We start from the raw sequence: 20,315 nt of genomic DNA, 5'->3' as shown, positions 1-20,315 counted from the left end.
CTCAAACCTTTTCAAATGCCCCTGCGTCGATCAGCACCGCAATCGCGGCACCACCGTCGGGATGCATTTCGCCCAGAAGAGCGATCAGGTTACCGAGCGTCGGATTTTGTTCGGCACGGCCGAGCGCGACGGCGTCGGCGGGGTCGATCGCGAACAACCGGACGTCGGCATCGGGGCGCGTGATAAGTATTTGTGCAGTGCCCACCGCGAAGGCCGCATCGAGCAACGGTGCGGCATCGCTCGCCAGCGATACGCTGCGCGCCGCGCGATGGCGACGCACCGACAAGGCGAGCAGCGCCGTCTCGCTGAGCCCCGCAAGGTCAAGGAGCCCGAGCGTGGGCGCCTCGGCGGCGTGATAGCTTTCCAGCCAGGCCCATTCGATGCGCGCCAGATCGGCGGCGATCGGGTCGGAGAGGAAGGCGGCGAAACCCGCGCCGACATCGGCGAGCGTGCGATGGCCGGCGCCGCCGGACTCGATAAAATCGCGCGAAAGGCGGTTGAAGTGGCATTCGCCAAGATAGGCGCGCGCGCGTGGAAACGTCTCTTCGAGCGCGACCAGCCGCGCGTGCGAAATCGTGTTGGCATGGACGCGCAGTCCGCGCAGCACCGCGGCCTCGCTGCCGGCGAAGAGATCGCCGGGAAGTTGCGCAGGCCCTTTCAGCAAGGTCGCGACGATCGCAGCCTGATCGCGCTCAAGCATCGAGCGGCGCCAGCAACGCATCGGCCTTGGCGGCTTCGGCCATCAGGGTCGAAAAGTCGGGAACATCGGTGTCCCATTCGACCAGCACCGGTTTCGGTCCGGCCCGGTCGACAAAGCGCGCGAGCAGATCCCAGCAGCTCGTGCGCACCGGCGATCCATGATCGTCGATCGCGATCATGCCGCCCATATCGTCGTCCTTCACCGCGTGGCCCGCGACATGGACCTCGCCGACAAGTGCCGGATCGAACGCGTCGAGCCAGGCGACCGGATCGAGCCCGAGGTTGAACGCCGACACTTCGACATTGTTGATATCGAGGAGCAGAGCGCAGCCGCTGCGACGGCAAAGTTCGTGGAGAAAATCGGTCTCGCTCCAGTCGCTTTGCGCATAGGCAAGATAGCGTGAGGGATTTTCGACGAGCATCGCGCGGCCAAGCCGATCCTGAACCCGGCCGACTTGCGCCGCAAAATGGTCAAGCGCCGCATGGGTATAGGGAATCGGGAGCAGGTCGGGGAATTTATCGTCCGCGCCGTTGCTCCAGCTCAGATGGTCGGACACCATCGCGGGCGCATAGCGCTCGCACAACGCCGCGAGCGCGTCGAGATCATCGGTATCGACCCCCGCCGCCGAACCGAGCGACAAGCCGACCGAGTGGAAACTCAGCGATAGATGGTCGGCGATCGCCGTCAGCCAGCGATGCGGTGGCCCGCCCGCGCCGAAGTAATTTTGGGGGTGCACTTCGGCCCAGGCGGGCGCCGTCCCCTGTTCCGCCGCAGCCAGCACGTCGACATAGTGCCGGGGTTTGAGCCCTATGCCGGCACGCGAAGGCAGCTGCGAAAACAGGGAGGCGGTCAAGAGCGGTCAGCCCTTCCTGGCGACCGGCTTGGCATTGCCCTGGTGCGCGGTCAGCGTGCCGCCCATCTTGACGCAGGTGCCGGCCTTCACATGCTTCCAGGCGTTGCCCTGATAGTTGGCGGTCGAGGTGCCGGCGCAGCTCGTGCCCGGGCCGGCGGCGCAGTCATTCTTGCCCTTCAGCGCCACGCCATAGCATTTTTCCTTCGCGCCTTCGGCGGCGACAGCGGTTCCGGTCACCGCCTGGCCTGCGGCCAGCGCAAGGATGGCCGAGGCGGCGAGCGACAGTTTCAGCGTATTGGTCATTGGAATACTCCCTTTGGAAAATGGACGATGCGGGGGATGGCATCGACCCTGTTTCGCAGAAGACCGGCGGCAGGTTACGTGATGCGCCATCTTGTCGCCACCTTCGACGTGCAAGGGCACGCCTCATTCAGGAAAAGAAACGATGAGCGTAGCCTTCCGCCGCGAGAGCGACGACGAGCATAAAGAACCCGCATTTGAGCTGCCCATTGCGGTCGGCCCGAATCTGGTGACACCGCGCGGGCTGCGTCTGCTCGGCGACGAGGTCGCACGGCTCGAGGCCGATGTCGCCGCGGCCACCGACGAGGACGCGCGCAAGAAACTCCAGCGTCGCCTGCGCTATTTCCACACCCGGCAATCGACGGCCGAGGTCCAGACGCCGCCGGCCGACGGCCGCGTCGGGATCGGCAGCCGCGTGACATACCGGCTGAACCGGGCCGAGAAGACGATCACCATCGTCGGCGGCGACGAGGCCGATCCGGCAAGCGGCACCGTCGCCTTTTCCGCACCACTCGCCCGCGCCTTGATGGGCGCCGAAACCGGCGAGAGCGTCGAATATCAGGACCGCGAGGATGCCATTGCTGTCCTCACCGTCGAAACCGATCCGGAGACGCAGGCATGAAAGACAAGTTCGAACGCCATAAACAGCCCTGGACCCCGGCCGAGATCGACAAGCTCCATACGCTCGCCAAGAAGGGCATGCCGCTGAAGTCGATCGCGAAAGCGCTGACCCGCAGCGAGGAATCGGTGAAGACCCGCGCCAAGGCCGACAGCCTGTCGATCGCAAAGCTGCACTGACCGGCATGTCCGCCACCGAATATGATGCCGTCGTGCTGGGTGCCGGCGCGGCCGGGCTGATGTGCGCTGCGGTCGCGGGGCAACGCGGGCGGCGCGTGCTGCTGCTCGACCATGCCGATCAGGTGGGAAAGAAGATCCTGATTTCGGGCGGCGGGCGCTGCAACTTCACCAACGTGCACACGCGTCCCGAAAATTACATCTCGGCCAACCCGCATTTCGCCAAATCGGCGCTCGCGCGCTACACGCCAGCCGATTTCATCGCGCTCGTTCAGGCCTATGGCATTAATTACCATGAAAAAACCCTCGGCCAGATGTTCTGCGACGGCTCAGCGAAACAGATCGTCGCGATGCTGCTGGACGAGTGCGCAAAGGGTGGCGTCGACGTCCGCTGCGGCCAGCCGGTGAGCGACGTGACGCATGCCGACGACAAGTTTGGCGTCCGCTTCGGCGATGCCAACTTCGCCGCCGCCAGCCTCGTCATTGCGACCGGCGGCCCGTCGATCCCCAAGATGGGCGCGACCGGCTTCGCTTATGATCTCGCCCGCCAGTTCGGTCTGAAGGTCGTCGAACCGCGCCCCGCGCTCGTCCCAATGACGCTCGGCGGCGACGATGTCCTGTTCCGCGAACTGTCGGGAATCGCCGCGCCGGTCGAAGCGCGCGCCGGCAAGGCCGCATTCCGCGAAGCCGCTTTGTTCACGCACAAAGGCCTGTCGGGGCCGGCAATCCTGCAGGTCAGCAGCTATTGGCGCCACGGCGAGCCCGTGACGATCGACTTCCTTCCTGAAGCCCCGTCCGGCTGGCTGGCCGATGCCAAGCGCACGCGTCCGCGCACCACGCTGCGCGCTGCGCTCGGTGCATCACTTCCCGACCGGCTGGCCGAAACGCTTGCCGAGCGCCTTGCGCTTCCCGGCGAACTGGCCGCACAAACCGACCGCAAACTGGCCGACGCCGAGGCCCGTCTCGCGCGCTGGCCCTTCCACCCCAACGGCACCGAAGGCTTCGCCAAAGCCGAGGTCACCGTGGGCGGAATATCGACTGCCGGGCTGTCATCGCAAACAATGATGGCCAAAACCGTCCCGAACCTCTATGCGGTCGGCGAGGCCGTAGATGTCACAGGGTGGTTAGGCGGCTATAATTTTCAATGGGCCTGGGCTAGCGGACACGCTGCCGGACAGGTGATTTAAGCCCATTGAGCCCCTTTTCCGACGGCCTGTCACCGCACCGGTGACCGCCTATATTATTGAGATAAAAATGCCTTTCGAGAATCTTTCGCCCGTCCTTTCGGACGCCCTTGTCGCGCGCGGCTATGAAGCGCTGACCCCGGTCCAGACGCAAGTGACCGAGCCCGAGGCCAAGGGCCGCGACCTCCTGGTCTCCGCCCAGACCGGCTCGGGCAAGACCGTCGCCTTCGGCCTCGCGATGGCCGACGAGCTGATCGAGGACGGCCGCCTCCCCTTCGCAACCTCGCCGCTCGCGCTCATCGTCGCGCCGACGCGCGAACTCGCGCTACAGGTCAGCCGCGAACTCGGCTGGCTCTATGCCAAGGCCGGCGCGCGCATCGCGACCTGCGTCGGCGGCATGGACGCCAGCAAGGAACGCCGCGCGCTCGGCCAGGGCGTGCAGATCGTCGTCGGCACCCCAGGGCGTCTGCGCGATCACCTCGAACGCGGCGCGCTCGACCTCACCGCGCTGCGTGTCGCCATCCTCGACGAAGCCGACGAAATGCTCGACATGGGCTTTCGCGACGATCTCGAGGAAATCCTCGACGGCACCCCCGCAACGCGCCGCACGCTTCTGTTCTCGGCGACGATCCCCAGCCCGATCGTCCAGCTCGCCAAGCGCTACCAGAAGGATGCGCTGCGCATTTCGACCGTCGGCCAGGATCGCGGCCATGGCGACATCGCCTATCAGGCGGTGACCGTCGCGCCCGCCGATATCGAAGGCGCGGTGGTCAACCTGCTCCGCCTGCACGATGCAGAGACCGCGATGCTGTTCTGCGCGACGCGCGACAATGTGCGCCGCCTCCACGCCAGCCTGGTCGAGCGCGGTTTCGCCGCGGTCGCGCTGTCGGGCGAGCATAGCCAGAACGAACGCAACGCTGCATTGCAGGCGCTGCGCGACCGCCGCGCCAAGGTCTGCGTCGCGACCGACGTCGCCGCGCGCGGCATCGACCTGCCGACGCTCAGCCTGGTCATCCACGTCGAAATCCCGCGCGATGCCGAGGCGCTCCAGCACCGCTCGGGCCGCACCGGCCGCGCCGGCAAAAAAGGCACCGCGGTCATCATCGTGCCCTATCCGCGCCGCCGCCGCGTCGACGGCATGCTCCGCGGGGCGCGCATCAACGCCGAATGGATGGACGCGCCGACCGCTGCCGATGTGCGCAAGCGCGACCAGGAGCGGCTGATGGAGAAGCTGCTCACGCCCGTCGAGCACGAGCCCGAGGATCTGGAACTCGCGCAGCGCCTGATGGCCGAGCACACCCCCGAAGACATCGCCGCGTCGCTTGTTCAGGCGCACCGCGCGCTGATGCCGCCGCCCGAGGATCTGCTCGACAACAGCCCGCGCGGCCGCGACGCCGCCGGCCGTCCCGAGCGCGGCGAACGTTTCGAGCGGCCCGAGCGTGGCGGCGACCGCCGCGAAGGCTTTGAGGACAGCGTCTGGTTCCGCCTCAACATCGGCCGCCACCAGAATGCCGACCCGCGCTGGATCCTGCCTTTGCTGTGCCGCCGCGGCCATGTGACCAAGGGCGAGATCGGCGCGATCCGCATCGGTCCCAAGGAAACGATGTTCAACATTCCGCGCGCGATCGCCGACCGCTTTGCCGAGGCGGTGCTGCGTAGCGCCAACGAGGATGGCGAAGACGACAGCGGCGTGTCGATCACCCCGGCGCCCGACGGCCCGACCTATCCGCCGCGCCGCGACAAGGGCGGGCACAGCGGCCCGCGCGATGGCGCTCCGCGCGCGACGCTGGGCCGCGCGCCTGGCGGCGATCGCGGTTTTGGCGATCGTCCGCGTGGCCCCGGTGCGCCCGGTGGCAAAACCGAACGCTACAAGCCCAAGCCCTTCGGCCAGCGCAGCCCGCGCCGCCCGGCGAAGTAATGCGACAGCCCCTCCCCTGACGGGGAGGGGCTTTCATCGTGCCTCCCTTGCGCCGCTTCCGCCCAACCACCAAATGGGCGGGACAGCAGGAGAGCGCGCCATGAAAGCGATCGAAGCCTTTATCGAAAGCCAGGGCGGACCCGAGGTCATCGACTGGCGCGAGGTTACGCTCGGCGAACCCGGCCCCGGCCAGTTGCTCGTTCGCCAGACCGCGGTCGGGCTCAATTATCTCGACACTTATCATCGCGACGGCACCTATCCGATCGAACTTCCCGGCGGGCTCGGCGTCGAGGCCGCGGGGGAGGTGATCGCAGTCGGTGCCGACGTCCACGGCTTTCAGCCCGGCGACCGTGTCGCGACCTTCGGGCCGCTGCGCAACGCCTATGCCAGCGCGCGCCTTGTCCCGGCATCGTCGCTGTTCAAGCTTCCCGCCGCGATCGACGACGAGACTGCCGCTGCAGCGCTCCTCAAGGCCGCGACGGTCGAGATGCTCGTCGAACGCTGTGCGAAGGTCGAGGCGGGCTGGCCGGTGCTCGTCCACGCGGCGGCGGGCGGCGTCGGGTTGATCCTGGTCCAGTGGCTGAAAGCGATCGGGGCGACGGTCATCGGAACCGTGAGCACCGAAGCCAAGGAGCATGCGGCACGCGAAGCGGGCGCCGACCATGTCATCCGCTACAAGGAAGACGACGTCGCCGCGCATGTCCGCGAGATCACCGACGGCCAGGGCGTGCCCGTGACCTTCGACGGCATCGGCATGACGACGTGGACAACCTCGCTCAAAGCCACCGCGCGGCGCGGGCTGATCGTCAGCTATGGCAATGCCGGCGGGCCGGTGACCGGCGTCAACCTGGGCATCCTCGCGCAGCATGGCTCGCAATTCGTGACGCGCCCGACGCTGTTCGACTATTACCTTCACCCCGGTGAGCGCGCTGCGGGCGCCGCCCGCGTGTTCGAGTTGATCGAGAGCGGCGCAGTGAAGATTACCGTCGGCCAGCGCTATTCGCTGCAGGATGCGGCCCGCGCGCATGCCGACCTGGAGGCAGGCCGCACGACGGGGTCGACATTGTTGATTCCGGAACATAGCTGATCCCCCTCCCGCTTGCGGGAGGGGAGCCATTAGGCCTTCAATCGTTTCGCATGCCACGCGACATGCTCGGCCATGAAGGTCGAGATGAAATAATAGCTGTGATCATATCCCGGCTGCATGCGGATCTCGGCCTTTTGCCCCGCTCGCTCGCATGCTTCGACCAGCAATTCGGTCTTGAGCTGGTCGACCAGGAAATTGTCTGCGTCGCCCTGATCGACGAGCAGATCGGGCACGCGCAGCCCCTGATCAAGCAGCGCGCACGCATCATAGGCATGCCAGTCCTCGCGGTCATCGCCGAGATAGCCGCTCAGCGCCTTTTCGCCCCACGGGCACCGCGACGGCGCAACGATTGGCGAGAAGGCCGAAACCGAACGGAAACGGTCCTGATTGCGCAGGCCGATGGTCAGCGCACCATGCCCGCCCATCGAATGGCCCGTAATCCCCTGCCGCGTCAGGTCGGCGCTCGCAAAGTTGCGCAGGACGAGCGAGGGAAGCTCATCCTCGACATAGCTGCGCATCCGGTAATTCTTCGCCCACGGCTCTTCGGTCGCATCGACATAGAAGCCCGCGCCCAATCCGAAATCATACGCTGCAGCCGCGTCGTCGGGCACCCCCTCGCCGCGCGGGCTGGTGTCGGGCGCGATGAGAATCAGGCCATGCTCGGCGCAGGCAGCGCGATACTCGCCCTTCTCCATCACATTGGCGTGCGTGCAGGTCAGCCCCGACAGATACCAGAGCACGGGCAGCTTGGCGCCGGGTTCATGGTCGGGGACAAAGACCGCAAAAGTCATCTCGGTGCCAGTGACGGTGCTGGCATGCTTGTACACGCCTTGCGTGCCGCCATGGCTGCGGACGGTAGAGAGAGTTTCGATTGGCATAGGTTCGTCCTGCTTGTGTTTCGACGAGCCTAGTCCATGCTGACGCAAAAGCAAAAAGGGAGACGGGTTGCATGTTCGGCAATGATATCCACGGGACATGCCAGGACCGCTTTGGCGCCGTCCGCCTCGGCATGGCCGCCAGCCTTGCGGCGGGAAGTGACGTCGGCCTTTCCTTTTGCGCGACGATCGAGGGGGAAACGGTCGTCGATCTGTGGGGCGGCCATGCCGACGAAGCGCGGACGCGGCCGTGGCAGGCCGACACGATCGTCAACGTCTATTCGACGACCAAGACGATGACCGCGCTCACCGCGCTGCTCCTTGCCGATCGCGGCGCGCTCGATTTCGCGGCACCGGTCGCGCGCTATTGGCCCGAATTCGCCGCGAACGGCAAAGCGGACATTACCGTCGCGCACTTGATGAGCCACGGCGCGGGCCTGTCGGGCTGGGAAGCCCCGATGACGACCGAGGATTTCTATGACTGGGACAAGGCAACGTCGTTGCTTGCGGCGCAAGCGCCGTGGTGGAAACCCGGCGATACGCCCGGCTATCACGCGATCACCCAGGGCTATCTGGTCGGCGAAGTCGTCCGCCGCATCACCGGAAAATCGCTCGGCACCGTCTTCCGCGAGGAAATTGCCGAGCCGCTGGGCGCCGATTTCCACATCGGCCTACCCGCATCGGAAGACCATCGCGTCGCCGATCTGATCCCGCCGCCCGAAACGATCAGCGCCTTCACCAGCGACATTCAGCGCAAGACCTTCACAAACCCCAGCGTCGACGTGCTCGCAACCCGCACCCGCGCGTGGCGCGGCGCAGAGATTCCCGCTGCCGGCGGCACCGGCAACGCACGCAGCGTCGCCGAAATCCACGCGCTGCTCGCCAATGGCGGCATCGCGAAGGGCAAGCGCCTGCTTTCCGAAGCGGGATGCCGAAAGGCGCTCGAACTCCAGGTCGCGGGCACCGACCTGGTCCTCGGCATCCCCGTCCGCTTCGGCATGGGCTTTGGCCTGCCGAGCGAGCTGGTACCGCTGCCCAATCCGAACACGATATTCTGGGGCGGCTATGGCGGGTCGCTGATCATCATCGACATGGATGCCCGCGCGACGTTCAGCTATGTGATGAACAAGATGAACAGCGGGCTGACCGGAGACCCGCGATCCTTTACCCTGATTGGCGCAATGTGGATGGCGATGGCGGCCGCTTAGGCCTGCACCGGGATCGCTGCCACCAGCGGTTCATGTCCCCAGTGCCGCAGCAGGTCCAGGATCGCCGTACCCGCCAGCCCGAGCGTCGCCGTGTTGCGCAGCGGATGAACATTGACCGGATCGGCATCGGACAGCATCGCGTCGATCACCACGGCGATGCTTCCCGGAGCCGCATTGATCGCCGCCAGCGGGGTTACCGATCCCGGCGTGATCCCGAGCAGCCGCTCCATATCCTCGGCCTTGCCGAAGCTGACATGCTTGCACCCGATCGCCGCGGGCAACGCCTTGAGATGGACGCGCGCGTCCGATGGCACCGTGACGAGCCAGAAAGCGCCGCCCTTGTCCTTCAGGAACAGATTCTTTGTATGCGCACCCGGCATCGCGGCGTGGACCGCGTCGCTCTCGGCAACAGTGAACACCGCGGCATGCTCGTGCGCGGTGAAGGGAATCGCAAGGGCATCAAGGTCCGCCAGCAATCCCGCTTCACCGCGCATGGCTTGGTCTTAGACGACGCGGTGGAGTGCGCAGAGCTTGTTGCCCGACGGATCGCGAAGATAGGCGAGATAAAGCGCGCCGAAGCCGCCTTCGCGAACGCCCGGCGGATCTTCGATCGAGGTGCCGCCCGCCGCGACACCGGCATCGTGCCAGGCCTTGGCCTGCTCGGGCCCTTCCATCGCGAAGCCGATGGTGCAGCCGTTGCCCGCGCTCGCAGGCGCGCCGTCGATCGGCGCGGTCACCAGAAACAGCCCGCCATTGTGCATATAGATCAGGCGACCCTTGTCGTCCTTGATCCCCGGCTTGCCGCCGATTGCCTGGAAGGTCGCGTCATAGAATTTCTGCGACGCGTCGATGTCGTTCGATCCGACCATATTGTGACTGTACATGGCTTCCGCTCCTCTTGTTTTGGTTGCGAATCAGTACCTATACGCCGCGTCAGCGGAAGACCACCGTCTTGCGCCCATCGATCAACACGCGCTGTTCGGCGACCCATCGCACCGCCTTCGCAAGCACCTGCGCCTCGATGTCGCGCCCGGTACGAATCAGGTCGTCGACGCTGTCTCGATGATCGACGCGTTCGACCGCCTGTTCGATGATCGGTCCCTCGTCGAGGTCGCCCGTCACGAAATGCGCGGTCGCGCCGATCAGCTTGACGCCGCGCTCGTGCGCGCGGTGATAGGGCTTGGCGCCCTTGAAGCCCGGCAGGAAACTATGGTGGATGTTGATGCAGCGCCCCGACAGTTTCGCCGACAGATCGCTCGACAGAACCTGCATGTAGCGCGCGAGCACCAGATGTTCGGCGCCGCCGCGCGCCATCACGTCGAGGATCTGCGCTTCCTGGCTCGCGCGGTTCGCGTCGCTCACCGGCAGATAGTGGAACGGCACGCCGTGCCATTCGGACAAACGCCGCTGCGCCTCATGGTTCGAAACCACCCCGACGATGTCGATCGCAAGGTTCCCGGTCGACCAGCGGTGAAGCAGGTCGTTGAGACAGTGACTGCCCTGCGACACCGCGATCACGAAGCGCGGCTTGACCGCGCGGTCGCCGATCCGTGCGTCCATCGCGAAACGCAGGGCGATCGGGGCAAACGCTTCCTCTACGCCCGCCAACCCTTCAGGAAAGCGTGGCCCCGCGCCGCGAAATTCGACGCGCATGAAGAAGCGCCCCGAATCGAGATCGGCATATTGCTGGCTGTCGAGAATGAAGCCGTCGCGATCGGCCAGCAGACCGGTGACCGCCGCAACGATGCCCACTGCGTCGACGCAGCTGAAGGTCAGGACATAGGGTCCGGTCAAATCGTCACTCCCCCCGGGCGTATCACAATATTCGTGCGTCCCCGCGAAGGCGGGGACCCATCTCCGGTGGTTTCGGTCCGATCCGGCAGGTGATGCCCCGCCCGCCTTCGCGGGAGGAACACCATATTTCAAATCACCATTCGGCGGAAAAACGCAAGTTTTAGTACACCACGACGCTGCGGATGCTCGTCCCCGCATGCATCAGGTCGAACCCCTTGTTGATCTCTTCAAGACCCATGACGTGCGTGATCATCGGGTCGATCTCGATCTTGCCGGTCATGTACATATCGACGATCTTGGGCACGTCGGTGCGGCCCTTGGCGCCGCCGAACGCGGTGCCGCGCCAGTTGCGCCCGGTGACGAGCTGGAACGGACGCGTCGCGATCTCTTTCCCCGCTTCGGCGACACCGATGATGATCGAGGTGCCCCAGCCGCGATGACAGGCTTCGAGCGCGGTGCGCATCACTTCGGTGTTGCCGGTGGCATCGAAGGTATAGTCGGCGCCGCCGTCGGTCAGCTGGACGATCGCGGCGACCGTGTCTTCGCGGCTCATGCCCTTGGTGTTCAAGAAGTCGGTCATGCCGAACTTGCGGCCCCATTCCTCGCGGTCGGGATTGATGTCGACGCCGATGATCTTGTTCGCGCCGGCAAGCCGCGCACCCTGGATCACGTTCAATCCGATGCCGCCGAGGCCGAAGATGACGACATTGTCGCCGACCTGGACCTTCGCGGTGTTGATCACCGCGCCGACCCCGGTGGTGACGCCGCAGCCGATATAGCAGCTCGACTGGAACGGCGCGTCCTGACGGATCTTCGCGACCGCAATCTCGGGCAGCACGGTGAAGTTCGAAAAGGTCGAGCAGCCCATATAATGGAAGATCGGCTGGCCCTTGTACGAAAAGCGCGTCGTGCCGTCGGGCATCAGCCCCTTGCCCTGCGTGGCGCGGATCGCGGTGCAGAGGTTGGTCTTGCCCGACAGGCAGCTTTTGCACTGGCGGCATTCGGGGGTGTAGAGCGGGATCACATGATCGCCGGGGACGACGCTCGTGACGCCGGCGCCGACCTCGCGCACGATGCCAGCGCCCTCATGGCCGAGCACACTCGGGAAGATGCCCTCGCTGTCGAAACCGTCGAGCGTATAGGCGTCGGTATGGCAGATGCCCGTCGCCATGATCTCGACCAGAACCTCGCCCGCCTTCGGGCCTTCAAGGTCGAGTTCGACGATTTCGAGCGGCTTCTTCGCTTCGAACGCAACGGCGGCGCGGGTCTTCATGGGCTTGCTCTCCTTTTCGGCGCTCCCAATCAGGCAAATGGGGCAGCAATGCAAGTATCCGATCCTCCCTGCGGCGCAGCCGTGGGGAGGTGGCGGCGCGAAGCGCGGACGGAGGGGCAATCACGCGGCGCCGCCGCCCCTCCGCCACCGCCCGCGGCGACGGCCCCCTGCCCATCGCTGGGCGACAGGGAGGATCGATGCCCGGCCCCAACCGCGCTTAAAGCCACAAAAGCCCCGCATGCGCGCATCGAAACTGTGTCCTTTGTGGCTTTAGCCATTCAGGCCCGGCGCCCAAGGAGACAAAAGATACGCGCGCACAGCAGATACGCGCGCACAGCGCGAAACTGTCTCCTTGGTCGCCTCGAGCGGAGAGGCGAATGTCGACGAGGTCAAAGAGCCAAAGCAAGCTGACACAGCGAAATAATGTAGGAAAGCACCATATGCCGCCGCCCTCCCTATTTCGTCACCCCGGCCCTGATCCGGGGTCCATGGCGTCGGCGCCGCAGTCGATCCCGGATCAAGTCCGGGATGGCGAGGGAAGAGATGTCGTCCTCAACACTCCACCACGCTGACCGCCAGCCCGCCCTTCGACGTTTCCTTATATTTGTCGCGCATGTCGCGGCCCGTTTGCAGCATCGTCGCGATCACCGTGTCGAGGCTCACGACATGCGTGCCGTCGCCGATCATCGCGATGCGGCTCGCGTCGATCGCCTTGATCGCGCCCATCGCGTTGCGCTCGATGCACGGGATCTGGACGAGCCCGCCGATCGGGTCGCAGGTGAGGCCGAGGTTATGCTCCATGCCGATCTCGGCGGCATTTTCGACCTGTGCGTTGGTGCCGCCGAGCGCCGCGGTCAGCCCCGCCGCCGCCATCGAGCAGGCGACGCCGACCTCGCCCTGGCAGCCGACCTCGGCGCCCGAGATGCTGGCATTGCGTTTATAAAGAGCGCCCACCGCGCCCGCGGCGAGCAGGAAGGTGCGGACCCCCGCATCGTCACCGCGATAGCCGCGCCGGTAGAAGCGGATCACCGCGGGGATGATCCCCGCCGCGCCGTTGGTTGGCGCCGTTACGACCTTGCCGCCCGCGGCATTTTCCTCGTTCACCGCCATCGCCCACAGGTTGATCCAGTCCATCATCGCCAGCGGATCGGTCAGATTCTGTTCGTGGCGATTGCGAATGTCGGCGGCGATCTGCGGCGCGCGGCGCTTGACCTTCAGCCCGCCGGGCAGGATTCCGGTGCTGCAACAACCCGATTCGATCGACGCATCCATCGCGGCTGCGATGGCATCGAGCCCCACTTCGACCTCGTCGAGGCTGCGGTGTGCAAGCTCGTTCTCGAGCATCATTTCGGCAAAGCTCTTGCCCGAAGCAGCGCCCATTTCCAGCAGGTCGGCGCCCGAGGTGAAGGCAAAAGGCAGGCTCACCTCATCCTCGGCGCCGCGGCTGTTCCGCCCCGCTTCATCCTCGTCGACGACAAAGCCGCCGCCGATCGAGAAATACATGCGCTTCGCCAAAATCTCCCCGCCCGCATCGCGCGCGGTGAAGCTGACGGCATTGCTGTGAAAGGGCTGGCGCTGACGCATCTGGAAATGCAGGTCGCGCGCAGGCTGGAAGCGCACGCGCTGGCGGCCGAGCAGATAGAGAAAACCCTCGCTCTCCGCGCGGTCCCAATGCGCCTTGATCGCGGCGAGGCTGGTACTCGCCGGGATTTCGCCCGCGAGCCCCGCAACGATGGCGGTGTCGGCGGCGTGGCCTTTGCCGGTGAGCGCGAGCGAGCCATAAAGGTCGGCTTCGACATGCGCGGTCTTGCCGAGCAGGTCCTGCTCGTCGAGCCATGCGGTAAAGCGCCGCGCCGCGACCATCGGGCCAACGGTGTGCGAACTCGAGGGGCCGACACCGATCTTGAAGAGTTCGAAGAGGCTGATCGTCATGGCGGCGCCTATAGGAGAAAGCGGACGATCCCGATAGGCCCGCGCGGGCTAATTTTCGTTACGGCTTGCAAGAAATCCTCCCTGTCGCGCAGCGATGGGGAGAGGGACCGCCCGCGTAGCGGGTGGTGGAGGGGCCGCGTCATGGCCCCTCCGTCAGCGCTTCGCGCTGCCACCTCCCCATGGCTTCGCCACAGGGAGGATCATTCGGTCACGCCGGATAGGTCCAGGTCGTATCGCGCGCGAAATTTTCCGCCGCGAAGTCCCAATTGAGCAAGTCGTCGACCACCGCGTCGACATAGGCCGGCCGCAGGTTCTTGCGGTCGATGTAATAGGCATGCTCCCATACATCGATCACGACGAGCGGCTTGATGCCCTGCGTCAGTTCGGTGCCGGCGTCGTGCGTGTCGGTGACCGACAGCGTGCCGTCGCGCGCGATCAGCCACGCCCAGCCCGACGCGAAATGGTTGACCGCGGTTTCCTTGAGCTTTTTCTTCAGATCGTCGAGCGATCCGAAATCGCGCTCGATCGCGGCGAGCAGGTCGTCCTTGGGCGCCGTCTTGGCCGGGCTCAGGCTTTCCCAGTAAAAGGCGTGGTTCCAGGCCTGCGCGGCATTGTTGAACAGGCCGCGATTGCCCGCGCCCTCGGCATGATGGACGATTTCCTCGAGCGGCTTGTCGGCGAGTTCGGTGCCTTCGATCGCGGCGTTGGTCTTGTCGACATAGGCCTTGTGATGCTTGCCATGGTGCGTCTTCAGCGTTTCAGCCGAAATATGCGGCTCGAGCGCGTCTTCGGCATAAGGCAGGGGAGGATGAGCGATCGTCATGGCAGTCTCCATTTTATTTTGGGGTCTTTGCGGGCTTTAACTCGGTATCGGGCCAAGCGGTTGCAAGGCTGTGACGGGGAATTTTTCCTTTCGTCATTGCGAGCGAAGCGAAGCAATCTCCAGCCATCGACCTTGTGCAGACCGATGACTGGAGATTGCTTCGTCACTACGCTCCTCGCAATGACGACAACGTCACGTCACCATCGCTTGCAGCGCCGCAATCCGGTCGGCCTCTTCGGCAGGCTTGTCGCGGCGAATGCGCGAAATGCGCGGGAAGCGCATCGCGAGCCCCGATTTGTGCCGCTTCGACGTGTGGATCGAATCGAAGGCGACTTCGAGCACCAGCGATTTCTCGACCTCGCGCACCGGGCCGAAGCGGTTCAGCGTGTTGTCGCGCACGAATTTGTCGAGCCATTTCAGCTCTTCGTCGGTGAAGCCCGAATAGGCTTTGCCGACCGGCAGCAACTCGCCCGCGTCGGACCAGCAGCCGAAGGTATAGTCCGAATAGAAGCTCGCGCGGCGGCCGTTGCCGCGCTGGGCATACATCATCACGCAGTCGGCGGTGAGCGGGTCGCGTTTCCATTTATACCAGAGGCCGGCCCGGCGTCCCGCGACATAAGGCGCATCGCGGCGCTTGAGCATCACCCCCTCGATCGCCGCGTCGCGCGCGCCTGCGCGGCGCTCGGCGAGGTCGTCGAAATCGGCGGCGTCGATCACCTGCGACAGGTCGAAATGGCTGTCGGCAAGCCGGGGCACAAATGCCTCCAATTGCCGCCGCCGTTCGGTCCATGGCAGGCCGCGCAGGTCGTTGCCATCGACCGCAAGCAGATCATACACCCGCACGAACGCCGGATAATCGGCGAGCATCTTCTTCGACACGGTCTTGCGGCCGAGGCGCTGTTGCAACGCGTTGAAGCTTGCCGCCTCGCCCCCCTGCACGTCGCCGCGCACGAGCAGTTCGCCGTCGATCACCGCATCCTGATCGAACGCCGCGACCAGCTCGGGAAAGGCGCCGCTGATCTCCTCGCCGCCGCGGCTGTAGATGCGCGTCTCGCTGCCGCCCCCGACGCCGCCGCGCACGATCTGGACGCGGATGCCGTCCCATTTCCATTCGGCAGCATAGTCGGCGAGGTCGACGCTCTCCTCCTCCAGCGGATGGGCAAGCATGAAGGGACGAAAGAAGGCGACGTCCTTCAGGTCGGGACGCTCGGCGCGCCCTTCGCCCCACGCGAACAGCGGCGCATAGGGCGGCGGGATCGCGTGCCATAACTCCTCGACATCATCGACGGGCACGTCGAACGCCTGCGCAAAGGCCTGTTTCGCGAGCCGCGCCGATACGCCGACGCGCATGCCGCCGAGCGCGAGCTTGAGCAGGGCATAGCGCCCATCGGCGTCGAGCCGGTCAAGCAGCGACGCAACGACCGACGCAGCGTCGCTGCGGCTGGCAGCGGCGAGAGCATCGACGGCCTCGCTGACACGCAAGTCCCTCCCCTTCAGGAAAGGGGTTAGGGTGGGGTCGGTCGGCGTAGCGCCAGCCTTCGAAACCCCAACCCCAACCCCTCTCCTGAAGGGGAGGGGCCCATTGTCTTTTGCCCCGGCCGGCTCCGGCCAGAGCAATGCCGCCGTCTCCGCCGTATCGCCCACGAAATGCCGCGACAGCCGGAACAACTCCTCATCGACGCGCGTCGCCAGCAAGGTCCGCACGGTCCCGGCCTTCACCGCCGGAAAGTCGAGGCTCTCGGTCAGTGCCGCGATCGCCCAGCCGCGATCGGGATCGGGCGTGTGCCTTAGATAATCGACGATCAGCGCGAGCTTGCTGTTGCGCGAGCGCGTGTAGATCAGCCGGTCGATCAGGGCGGCGAAGCGCTTCACGCCTCTTCCTCCAGATCGCGACCGACAAGATGCAACGCGCGCGCCTTGCGTTGCGTGAGTTCGCACCAGCGCAACAGGCCGTCCTCGCTGCCATGCGTTATCCAGCTTTCGCTGGGGTTCACTTCCGAAATCGTCGCCGTCAGTTCGTCCCAGTCGGCATGGTCTGAAATCACGAGCGGCAGTTCAACCATCCGCTGCCGCGCACGCTGGCGAACGCGCATCCAGCCCGATGCCATCGCGGTCACCGGATCGGGCAGCCGCCGCGACCAGCGGTCATTGAGCGCCGACGGCGGCGCCAAGACGATCTGCCCCGCCATCTCGGCCTTGTCGGTTTCGCTGACGAGCCGCAGTTCGCCGAGATCGACGCCATGCGCCGCATAAAGCGCGCACATCCGTTCAAGCGCGCCGTGGATATAGATGGGCGCTTCCCACCCCGCCGCGCGCAATTCGGCGATCACCCGCTGCGCCTTGCCCAGCGCATAGGCGCCGACGAGCACCGAACGATCGGGTTCGGCCCGCACCGCCCCGATCAGCTTGGCGATCTCGTCGGCCGTCGACGGATGGCGAAAGACGGGCAGACCAAAGGTCGCCTCGGTGATGAAAATGTCGCACGGGACAACCTCGAACGGCGCGCAGGTCGGATCCGCGCGGCGCTTATAGTCGCCCGTGACGACGATCCGCTCGCCCTGATATTCCATCAGGACCTGCGCACTGCCGAGCACATGCCCCGCGGGGTGAAAGGTGAAGCGCACCCCGCCGCGCTCGAATCCCTCGCCATAAGGAAAAGCCTGATTGTGGCTCGCCTCGACATCGACGCCATAGCGTAGCGCCATGATCGCGAGCGTCTCGGGGGTCGCGAACACCGCGCCATGGCCGCTGCGCGCATGATCGGCATGACCATGCGTCACCGCGGCGCGATCGACGGGGCGCGAGGGATCGATCCACAGATCGGCGGGCTTCACATAGATGCCGCTCGGATGCGGTTCGATCCAGGTCTTCGCTTTCGCCATCAGGCGGCAAGTTCCCGCGCGCGCGCGAGATCGGCGACGAACATTGCGCGCTCGTTCGCGGCGCGCTCGCGATCGGGAAGCCGCAGCAGGAAGGAAGGATGTATCGTCGCGATCAGTTTCGTGCCCCCCGCCAGTTCGTGGACCTGCCCGCGCATCGAACCGATGCTCGCGCTCTTCCCGGTCACGCCGCGCAGCGCGCTCGCGCCGAGCGTCACGATCAGCTCGGGCTGAACAAACGCACGCTCCTTGTCGAGCCACCAGCGGCAGATGTCGATCTCGGCTGTCGTCGGATTCTGGTGCAGCCGCCGTTTGCCGCGCGGCTCGAACTTGAAATGCTTGACCGCGTTGGTGAGGAACAGCCGCCGCCGGTCGAGCCCCGCTTCGTTCAGCACGTCATTCAGCACCTGCCCGGCGGGCCCGACGAAAGGCTTGCCCTCCAGATCCTCGCGGTCGCCCGGCTGTTCGCCGACGAGCATGATCCTTGCTGCGGCCGGCCCCTCGCCCGCGACCGCCTGCGTCGCATTGCAAGAGAGCGGGCAGCGCGTGCAGCGATCCAGCGCCTGGCCCAGCTCGGCCAGCGTCTCGATCTCGTCGGTCAGGGTCTGCTGGTCTTGCACACGGCTCCGCCATTTGTCGCTTCGCGGGTTTGCCAAGGAAACGGCCGCCTCGCGCATGCGTTCCACCCGCGCCTCGGCGCCTGCAAGCAGCGGCGCGATATCCTGCGCTTCCGGAAGGTTGCGCCAGTATTTCTTCGGCATCTCGGCGCGCATCGCATCGATCTTTACCCGCGCGGGATTGAAGATCGCGCCGTAGTAAGTGCGCCACTGATCCTCGACGATGTCGCTGCCCGGCACCTCGTCCTTCGTCCCGCCGGGGCCATACGTCAGCGCCTCATCATGCCAGATCGCCCGCGCATCGGGGGTCAGGATCGCCCAGTCCATCCCGTAAAAGCGCCGTTGGAAAAAAGGCGCGGTCAGCCGCAGAATGCGATGGGTGGGTTCGAACCAGGCCGCAAAGCTCTCGCGCCCTGCCGCTTCGCCCAATCGGCGAAAGCGCACGAAGGCGTGCATCTTGTGGACGTCTCGCCGGATCGCCTTGTCCGCCTTGCGCAGCCAGTCGACGTCCGCGTCGGTCGTCCGAGCGAGCAATTGCCGGTCGCGCAGCGCGCGCCAGACGATCCGGTAGAGCCGGGCCGGCACCTCGGCATCGCGGTAACATATTACCCGCTCGGCAATCTCCAGCAGTTCGCGCGGCAGTGCCACTGCGCCCACGGGTGCCGCCGCCGACTCGATGCCGAACAGCGACGCGCCTTCGTCGCCGCCGCGCCAGCTGACATCCTCTGGCGCCACGCCGCCCGCCAGCAATCCGCGCGCCGCGGCCCGCCACTCGGCAAAATCGCCCGGCGCCTGCAGCACGACCTCCCTCACAGCGCGAGCGCCAGCTGCTCCGCCGGCGGCGCAAAGCGCGCGCGCAGGTCCGCGCTGTCGGTCAGCTTGCCCGGCCGCCAGTCGAGCGCGACGATGAAGGGCAAAAGCTTCTTCACCGATGCGGTCAGCTTCGCGAGGTCGCCGAGCCGCAGCTTGCCGAGCCGCCGCGCCGCAACGATGCGGTCGACCGCGCGCGTCCCCAGCCCCGGCACGCGCAGCAACAGTTCGCGCGGCGCGCGATTGATATCGACGGGAAACGCCTCGCGCCGCATCAGCGCCCAGGCGAGCTTGGGATCGATCGCGAGGTCGAGCATCCCGCCGCTTGCCCCCTCCATGATCTCGGCGCGATCGAAGCCATAGAAACGCAGCAGCCAGTCGGCCTGATACAACCGATGCTCGCGCATCAACGGCGGGCGCACCGGCGGCAGGTCGCTGCTCGCGTCGGGGATGGGGCTGTACGCCGAATAATAGACGCGGCGGAGCTGATAGCCCGAATAGAGGTTTGTCGCGGTCTTCAGAATATCGTCGTCGCGCGCGGCATCCGCCCCGACGATCATCTGCGTCGATTGCCCCGCCGGCGCAAAGCGCGGCGGCATCGCCTTGCCGATCAGCCGGCTCTTCGCGGCGTCGATCGCATCGTCGGCGCCGACGCGCACCGACGCCATCGTCTTGCGGATCGTCTCGGGCTTTTTCTCGGGTGCAAAGCTCGACAGCCCGGCCTCGGTCGGCAGTTCGACATTGGTCGACAGCCGGTCGGCGTAAAGCCCCGCGAGCGCGATCAGCCCCGGATCCGCCCCCGCGATCGTCTTCAGATGGATATAGCCCTGAAAGCGATGCTCTTCGCGCAGGATCCGCGCGACCTCGACGAGCTGCTCCATCGTATAATCTTCGGAGCGGATGATCCCCGACGACAGGAACAGTCCCTCGATATAGTTGCGCTTGTAGAAATCGAGCGTCAGGCGGACGACCTCCTGCGGGCTGAAACGCGCGCGCTCGACGTTGCTCGACGCGCGGTTGATGCAGAAGCGACAGTCGTAGATGCAGAAATTGGTCAGGAGGATCTTGAGCAGCGAAATGCATCGCCCGTCAGGCGCATAGCTGTGGCAGATGCCCATACCCTCCGTCGATCCGATCCCCTTGGTGCCCGTCGAATCGCGTTTGACCGTCCCGGACGAGGCACAAGACGCATCATATTTGGCCGCGTCGGCCAGCAGAGCCAGCTTTTCCAGAATCGGTTTGGTGGACATGGCCCATGACTAGCATG

General features: G+C 65.8%; 20 protein-coding genes. 6 read left to right on the top strand and 14 right to left on the bottom strand.

All coding sequences use genetic code 11. The features are described 5' to 3' along the window. Position 1: 1 nt before the first annotated feature. Genes ACO055_RS17765 through ACO055_RS17755 form a run of 3 tightly spaced genes read right to left on the bottom strand, consistent with a single transcriptional unit; the run spans position 2 to position 1,856 of the window. Entirely contained in the window at positions 2–700 is a 699-nt protein-coding gene (locus ACO055_RS17765) for a putative DNA-binding domain-containing protein (protein WP_422060169.1), read from the bottom strand. Next, positions 693–1,553: a DUF692 domain-containing protein gene (locus tag ACO055_RS17760; RefSeq protein ID WP_422060168.1), complete on the bottom strand. Its 861-nt coding sequence runs from the start codon at positions 1,551–1,553 to the stop codon at positions 693–695. The genes ACO055_RS17765 and ACO055_RS17760 overlap by 8 nt, the downstream gene beginning before the upstream one ends. Before the next feature lie 6 nt (positions 1,554–1,559). After that, the gene (locus tag ACO055_RS17755) at positions 1,560–1,856 is read right to left on the bottom strand and encodes a DUF2282 domain-containing protein (protein WP_422060167.1); all 297 of its coding nucleotides are present in this window, start codon (positions 1,854–1,856) and stop codon (positions 1,560–1,562) included. 142 nt (positions 1,857–1,998) lie between these two features. On the opposite strand from ACO055_RS17755, the gene ACO055_RS17750 reads away from it, so the two are divergent. The 5 genes from ACO055_RS17750 (at position 1,999) to ACO055_RS17730 (ending at position 6,837) form a co-directional block, all read left to right on the top strand. Further along, the gene (locus ACO055_RS17750) at positions 1,999–2,475 is read left to right on the top strand and encodes a GreA/GreB family elongation factor (RefSeq protein WP_422060166.1); all 477 of its coding nucleotides are present in this window, start codon (positions 1,999–2,001) and stop codon (positions 2,473–2,475) included. Next, positions 2,472–2,651: a hypothetical protein gene (locus ACO055_RS17745; RefSeq protein WP_332817716.1), complete on the top strand. Its 180-nt coding sequence runs from the start codon at positions 2,472–2,474 to the stop codon at positions 2,649–2,651. The genes ACO055_RS17750 and ACO055_RS17745 overlap by 4 nt, the downstream gene beginning before the upstream one ends. Positions 2,652–2,656: 5 nt before the next feature. Beyond that, a complete protein-coding gene (locus ACO055_RS17740; protein WP_422060165.1) occupies positions 2,657–3,835 on the top strand; it encodes an NAD(P)/FAD-dependent oxidoreductase in 1,179 nt (392 codons plus the stop codon). 67 nt (positions 3,836–3,902) lie between these two features. Further along, positions 3,903–5,750, top strand: coding sequence for a DEAD/DEAH box helicase (locus ACO055_RS17735; protein ID WP_422060164.1), 1,848 nt, complete (start codon positions 3,903–3,905; stop codon positions 5,748–5,750). A gap of 100 nt (positions 5,751–5,850) precedes the next feature. Then, positions 5,851–6,837: a quinone oxidoreductase family protein gene (locus ACO055_RS17730; RefSeq protein ID WP_422060163.1), complete on the top strand. Its 987-nt coding sequence runs from the start codon at positions 5,851–5,853 to the stop codon at positions 6,835–6,837. A 29-nt stretch (positions 6,838–6,866) separates the two neighbouring features. Here ACO055_RS17730 and fghA read toward each other — a convergent pair whose 3' ends face one another. Continuing rightward, positions 6,867–7,715, bottom strand: a complete 849-nt coding sequence (fghA, locus tag ACO055_RS17725) for an S-formylglutathione hydrolase (RefSeq protein ID WP_422060162.1) — start codon at positions 7,713–7,715, stop codon at positions 6,867–6,869. Positions 7,716–7,786: 71 nt separating this feature from the next. Here fghA and ACO055_RS17720 point away from each other — a divergent pair, with 71 nt between their 5' ends. Further along, complete coding sequence (locus tag ACO055_RS17720; protein ID WP_422060161.1) at positions 7,787–8,920, top strand: serine hydrolase domain-containing protein; 1,134 nt, start codon at positions 7,787–7,789, stop codon at positions 8,918–8,920. On the opposite strand, the gene ACO055_RS17715 is transcribed toward ACO055_RS17720, so the two are convergent. The 10 genes from ACO055_RS17715 to ACO055_RS17670 form a co-directional block, all read right to left on the bottom strand. Further along, positions 8,917–9,414, bottom strand: coding sequence for a prolyl-tRNA synthetase associated domain-containing protein (locus tag ACO055_RS17715; protein ID WP_422060160.1), 498 nt, complete (start codon positions 9,412–9,414; stop codon positions 8,917–8,919). The two genes, ACO055_RS17720 and ACO055_RS17715, sit on opposite strands and share 4 nt — an antisense overlap. Positions 9,415–9,423: 9 nt before the next feature. After that, the gene (locus ACO055_RS17710) at positions 9,424–9,804 is read right to left on the bottom strand and encodes a VOC family protein (protein WP_422060159.1); all 381 of its coding nucleotides are present in this window, start codon (positions 9,802–9,804) and stop codon (positions 9,424–9,426) included. 49 nt (positions 9,805–9,853) lie between these two features. Continuing rightward, on the bottom strand, positions 9,854–10,714 hold the full coding sequence (gene purU / locus ACO055_RS17705) for a formyltetrahydrofolate deformylase (protein WP_422060158.1): 861 nt from the start codon (positions 10,712–10,714) through the stop codon (positions 9,854–9,856). 160 nt (positions 10,715–10,874) lie between these two features. Then, a complete protein-coding gene (locus tag ACO055_RS17700; protein ID WP_422060157.1) occupies positions 10,875–11,987 on the bottom strand; it encodes an S-(hydroxymethyl)glutathione dehydrogenase/class III alcohol dehydrogenase in 1,113 nt (370 codons plus the stop codon). Positions 11,988–12,539: 552 nt separating this feature from the next. Continuing rightward, positions 12,540–13,919 (bottom strand): L-serine ammonia-lyase, encoded by a 1,380-nt coding sequence (locus ACO055_RS17695; protein ID WP_422060156.1) that lies wholly within the window; start codon positions 13,917–13,919, stop codon positions 12,540–12,542. Positions 13,920–14,127: 208 nt separating this feature from the next. Beyond that, positions 14,128–14,742, bottom strand: a complete 615-nt coding sequence (locus tag ACO055_RS17690) for a superoxide dismutase (protein WP_422060155.1) — start codon at positions 14,740–14,742, stop codon at positions 14,128–14,130. 192 nt (positions 14,743–14,934) lie between these two features. Beyond that, positions 14,935–16,614, bottom strand: coding sequence for a cisplatin damage response ATP-dependent DNA ligase (locus tag ACO055_RS17685; protein WP_422060154.1), 1,680 nt, complete (start codon positions 16,612–16,614; stop codon positions 14,935–14,937). After that, on the bottom strand, positions 16,611–17,624 hold the full coding sequence (locus ACO055_RS17680) for a ligase-associated DNA damage response exonuclease (RefSeq protein ID WP_422060153.1): 1,014 nt from the start codon (positions 17,622–17,624) through the stop codon (positions 16,611–16,613). Before ACO055_RS17680 ends, ACO055_RS17685 begins: the two co-directional genes overlap by 4 nt. Next, entirely contained in the window at positions 17,624–19,051 is a 1,428-nt protein-coding gene (locus tag ACO055_RS17675; protein ID WP_422060152.1) for a UdgX family uracil-DNA binding protein, read from the bottom strand. The genes ACO055_RS17680 and ACO055_RS17675 overlap by 1 nt, the downstream gene beginning before the upstream one ends. Further along, complete coding sequence (locus ACO055_RS17670) at positions 19,048–20,298, bottom strand: putative DNA modification/repair radical SAM protein (protein WP_422060151.1); 1,251 nt, start codon at positions 20,296–20,298, stop codon at positions 19,048–19,050. The genes ACO055_RS17675 and ACO055_RS17670 overlap by 4 nt, the downstream gene beginning before the upstream one ends. Positions 20,299–20,315: the final 17 nt, after the last annotated feature.

The sequence above is a fragment of the Sphingopyxis sp. genome (assembly GCF_965227415.1).
GTDB lineage: Bacteria > Pseudomonadota > Alphaproteobacteria > Sphingomonadales > Sphingomonadaceae > Sphingopyxis.
Note: the sequence above shows the minus strand (reverse complement) of the source record. Positions and strands in the feature narration are given on the sequence as shown.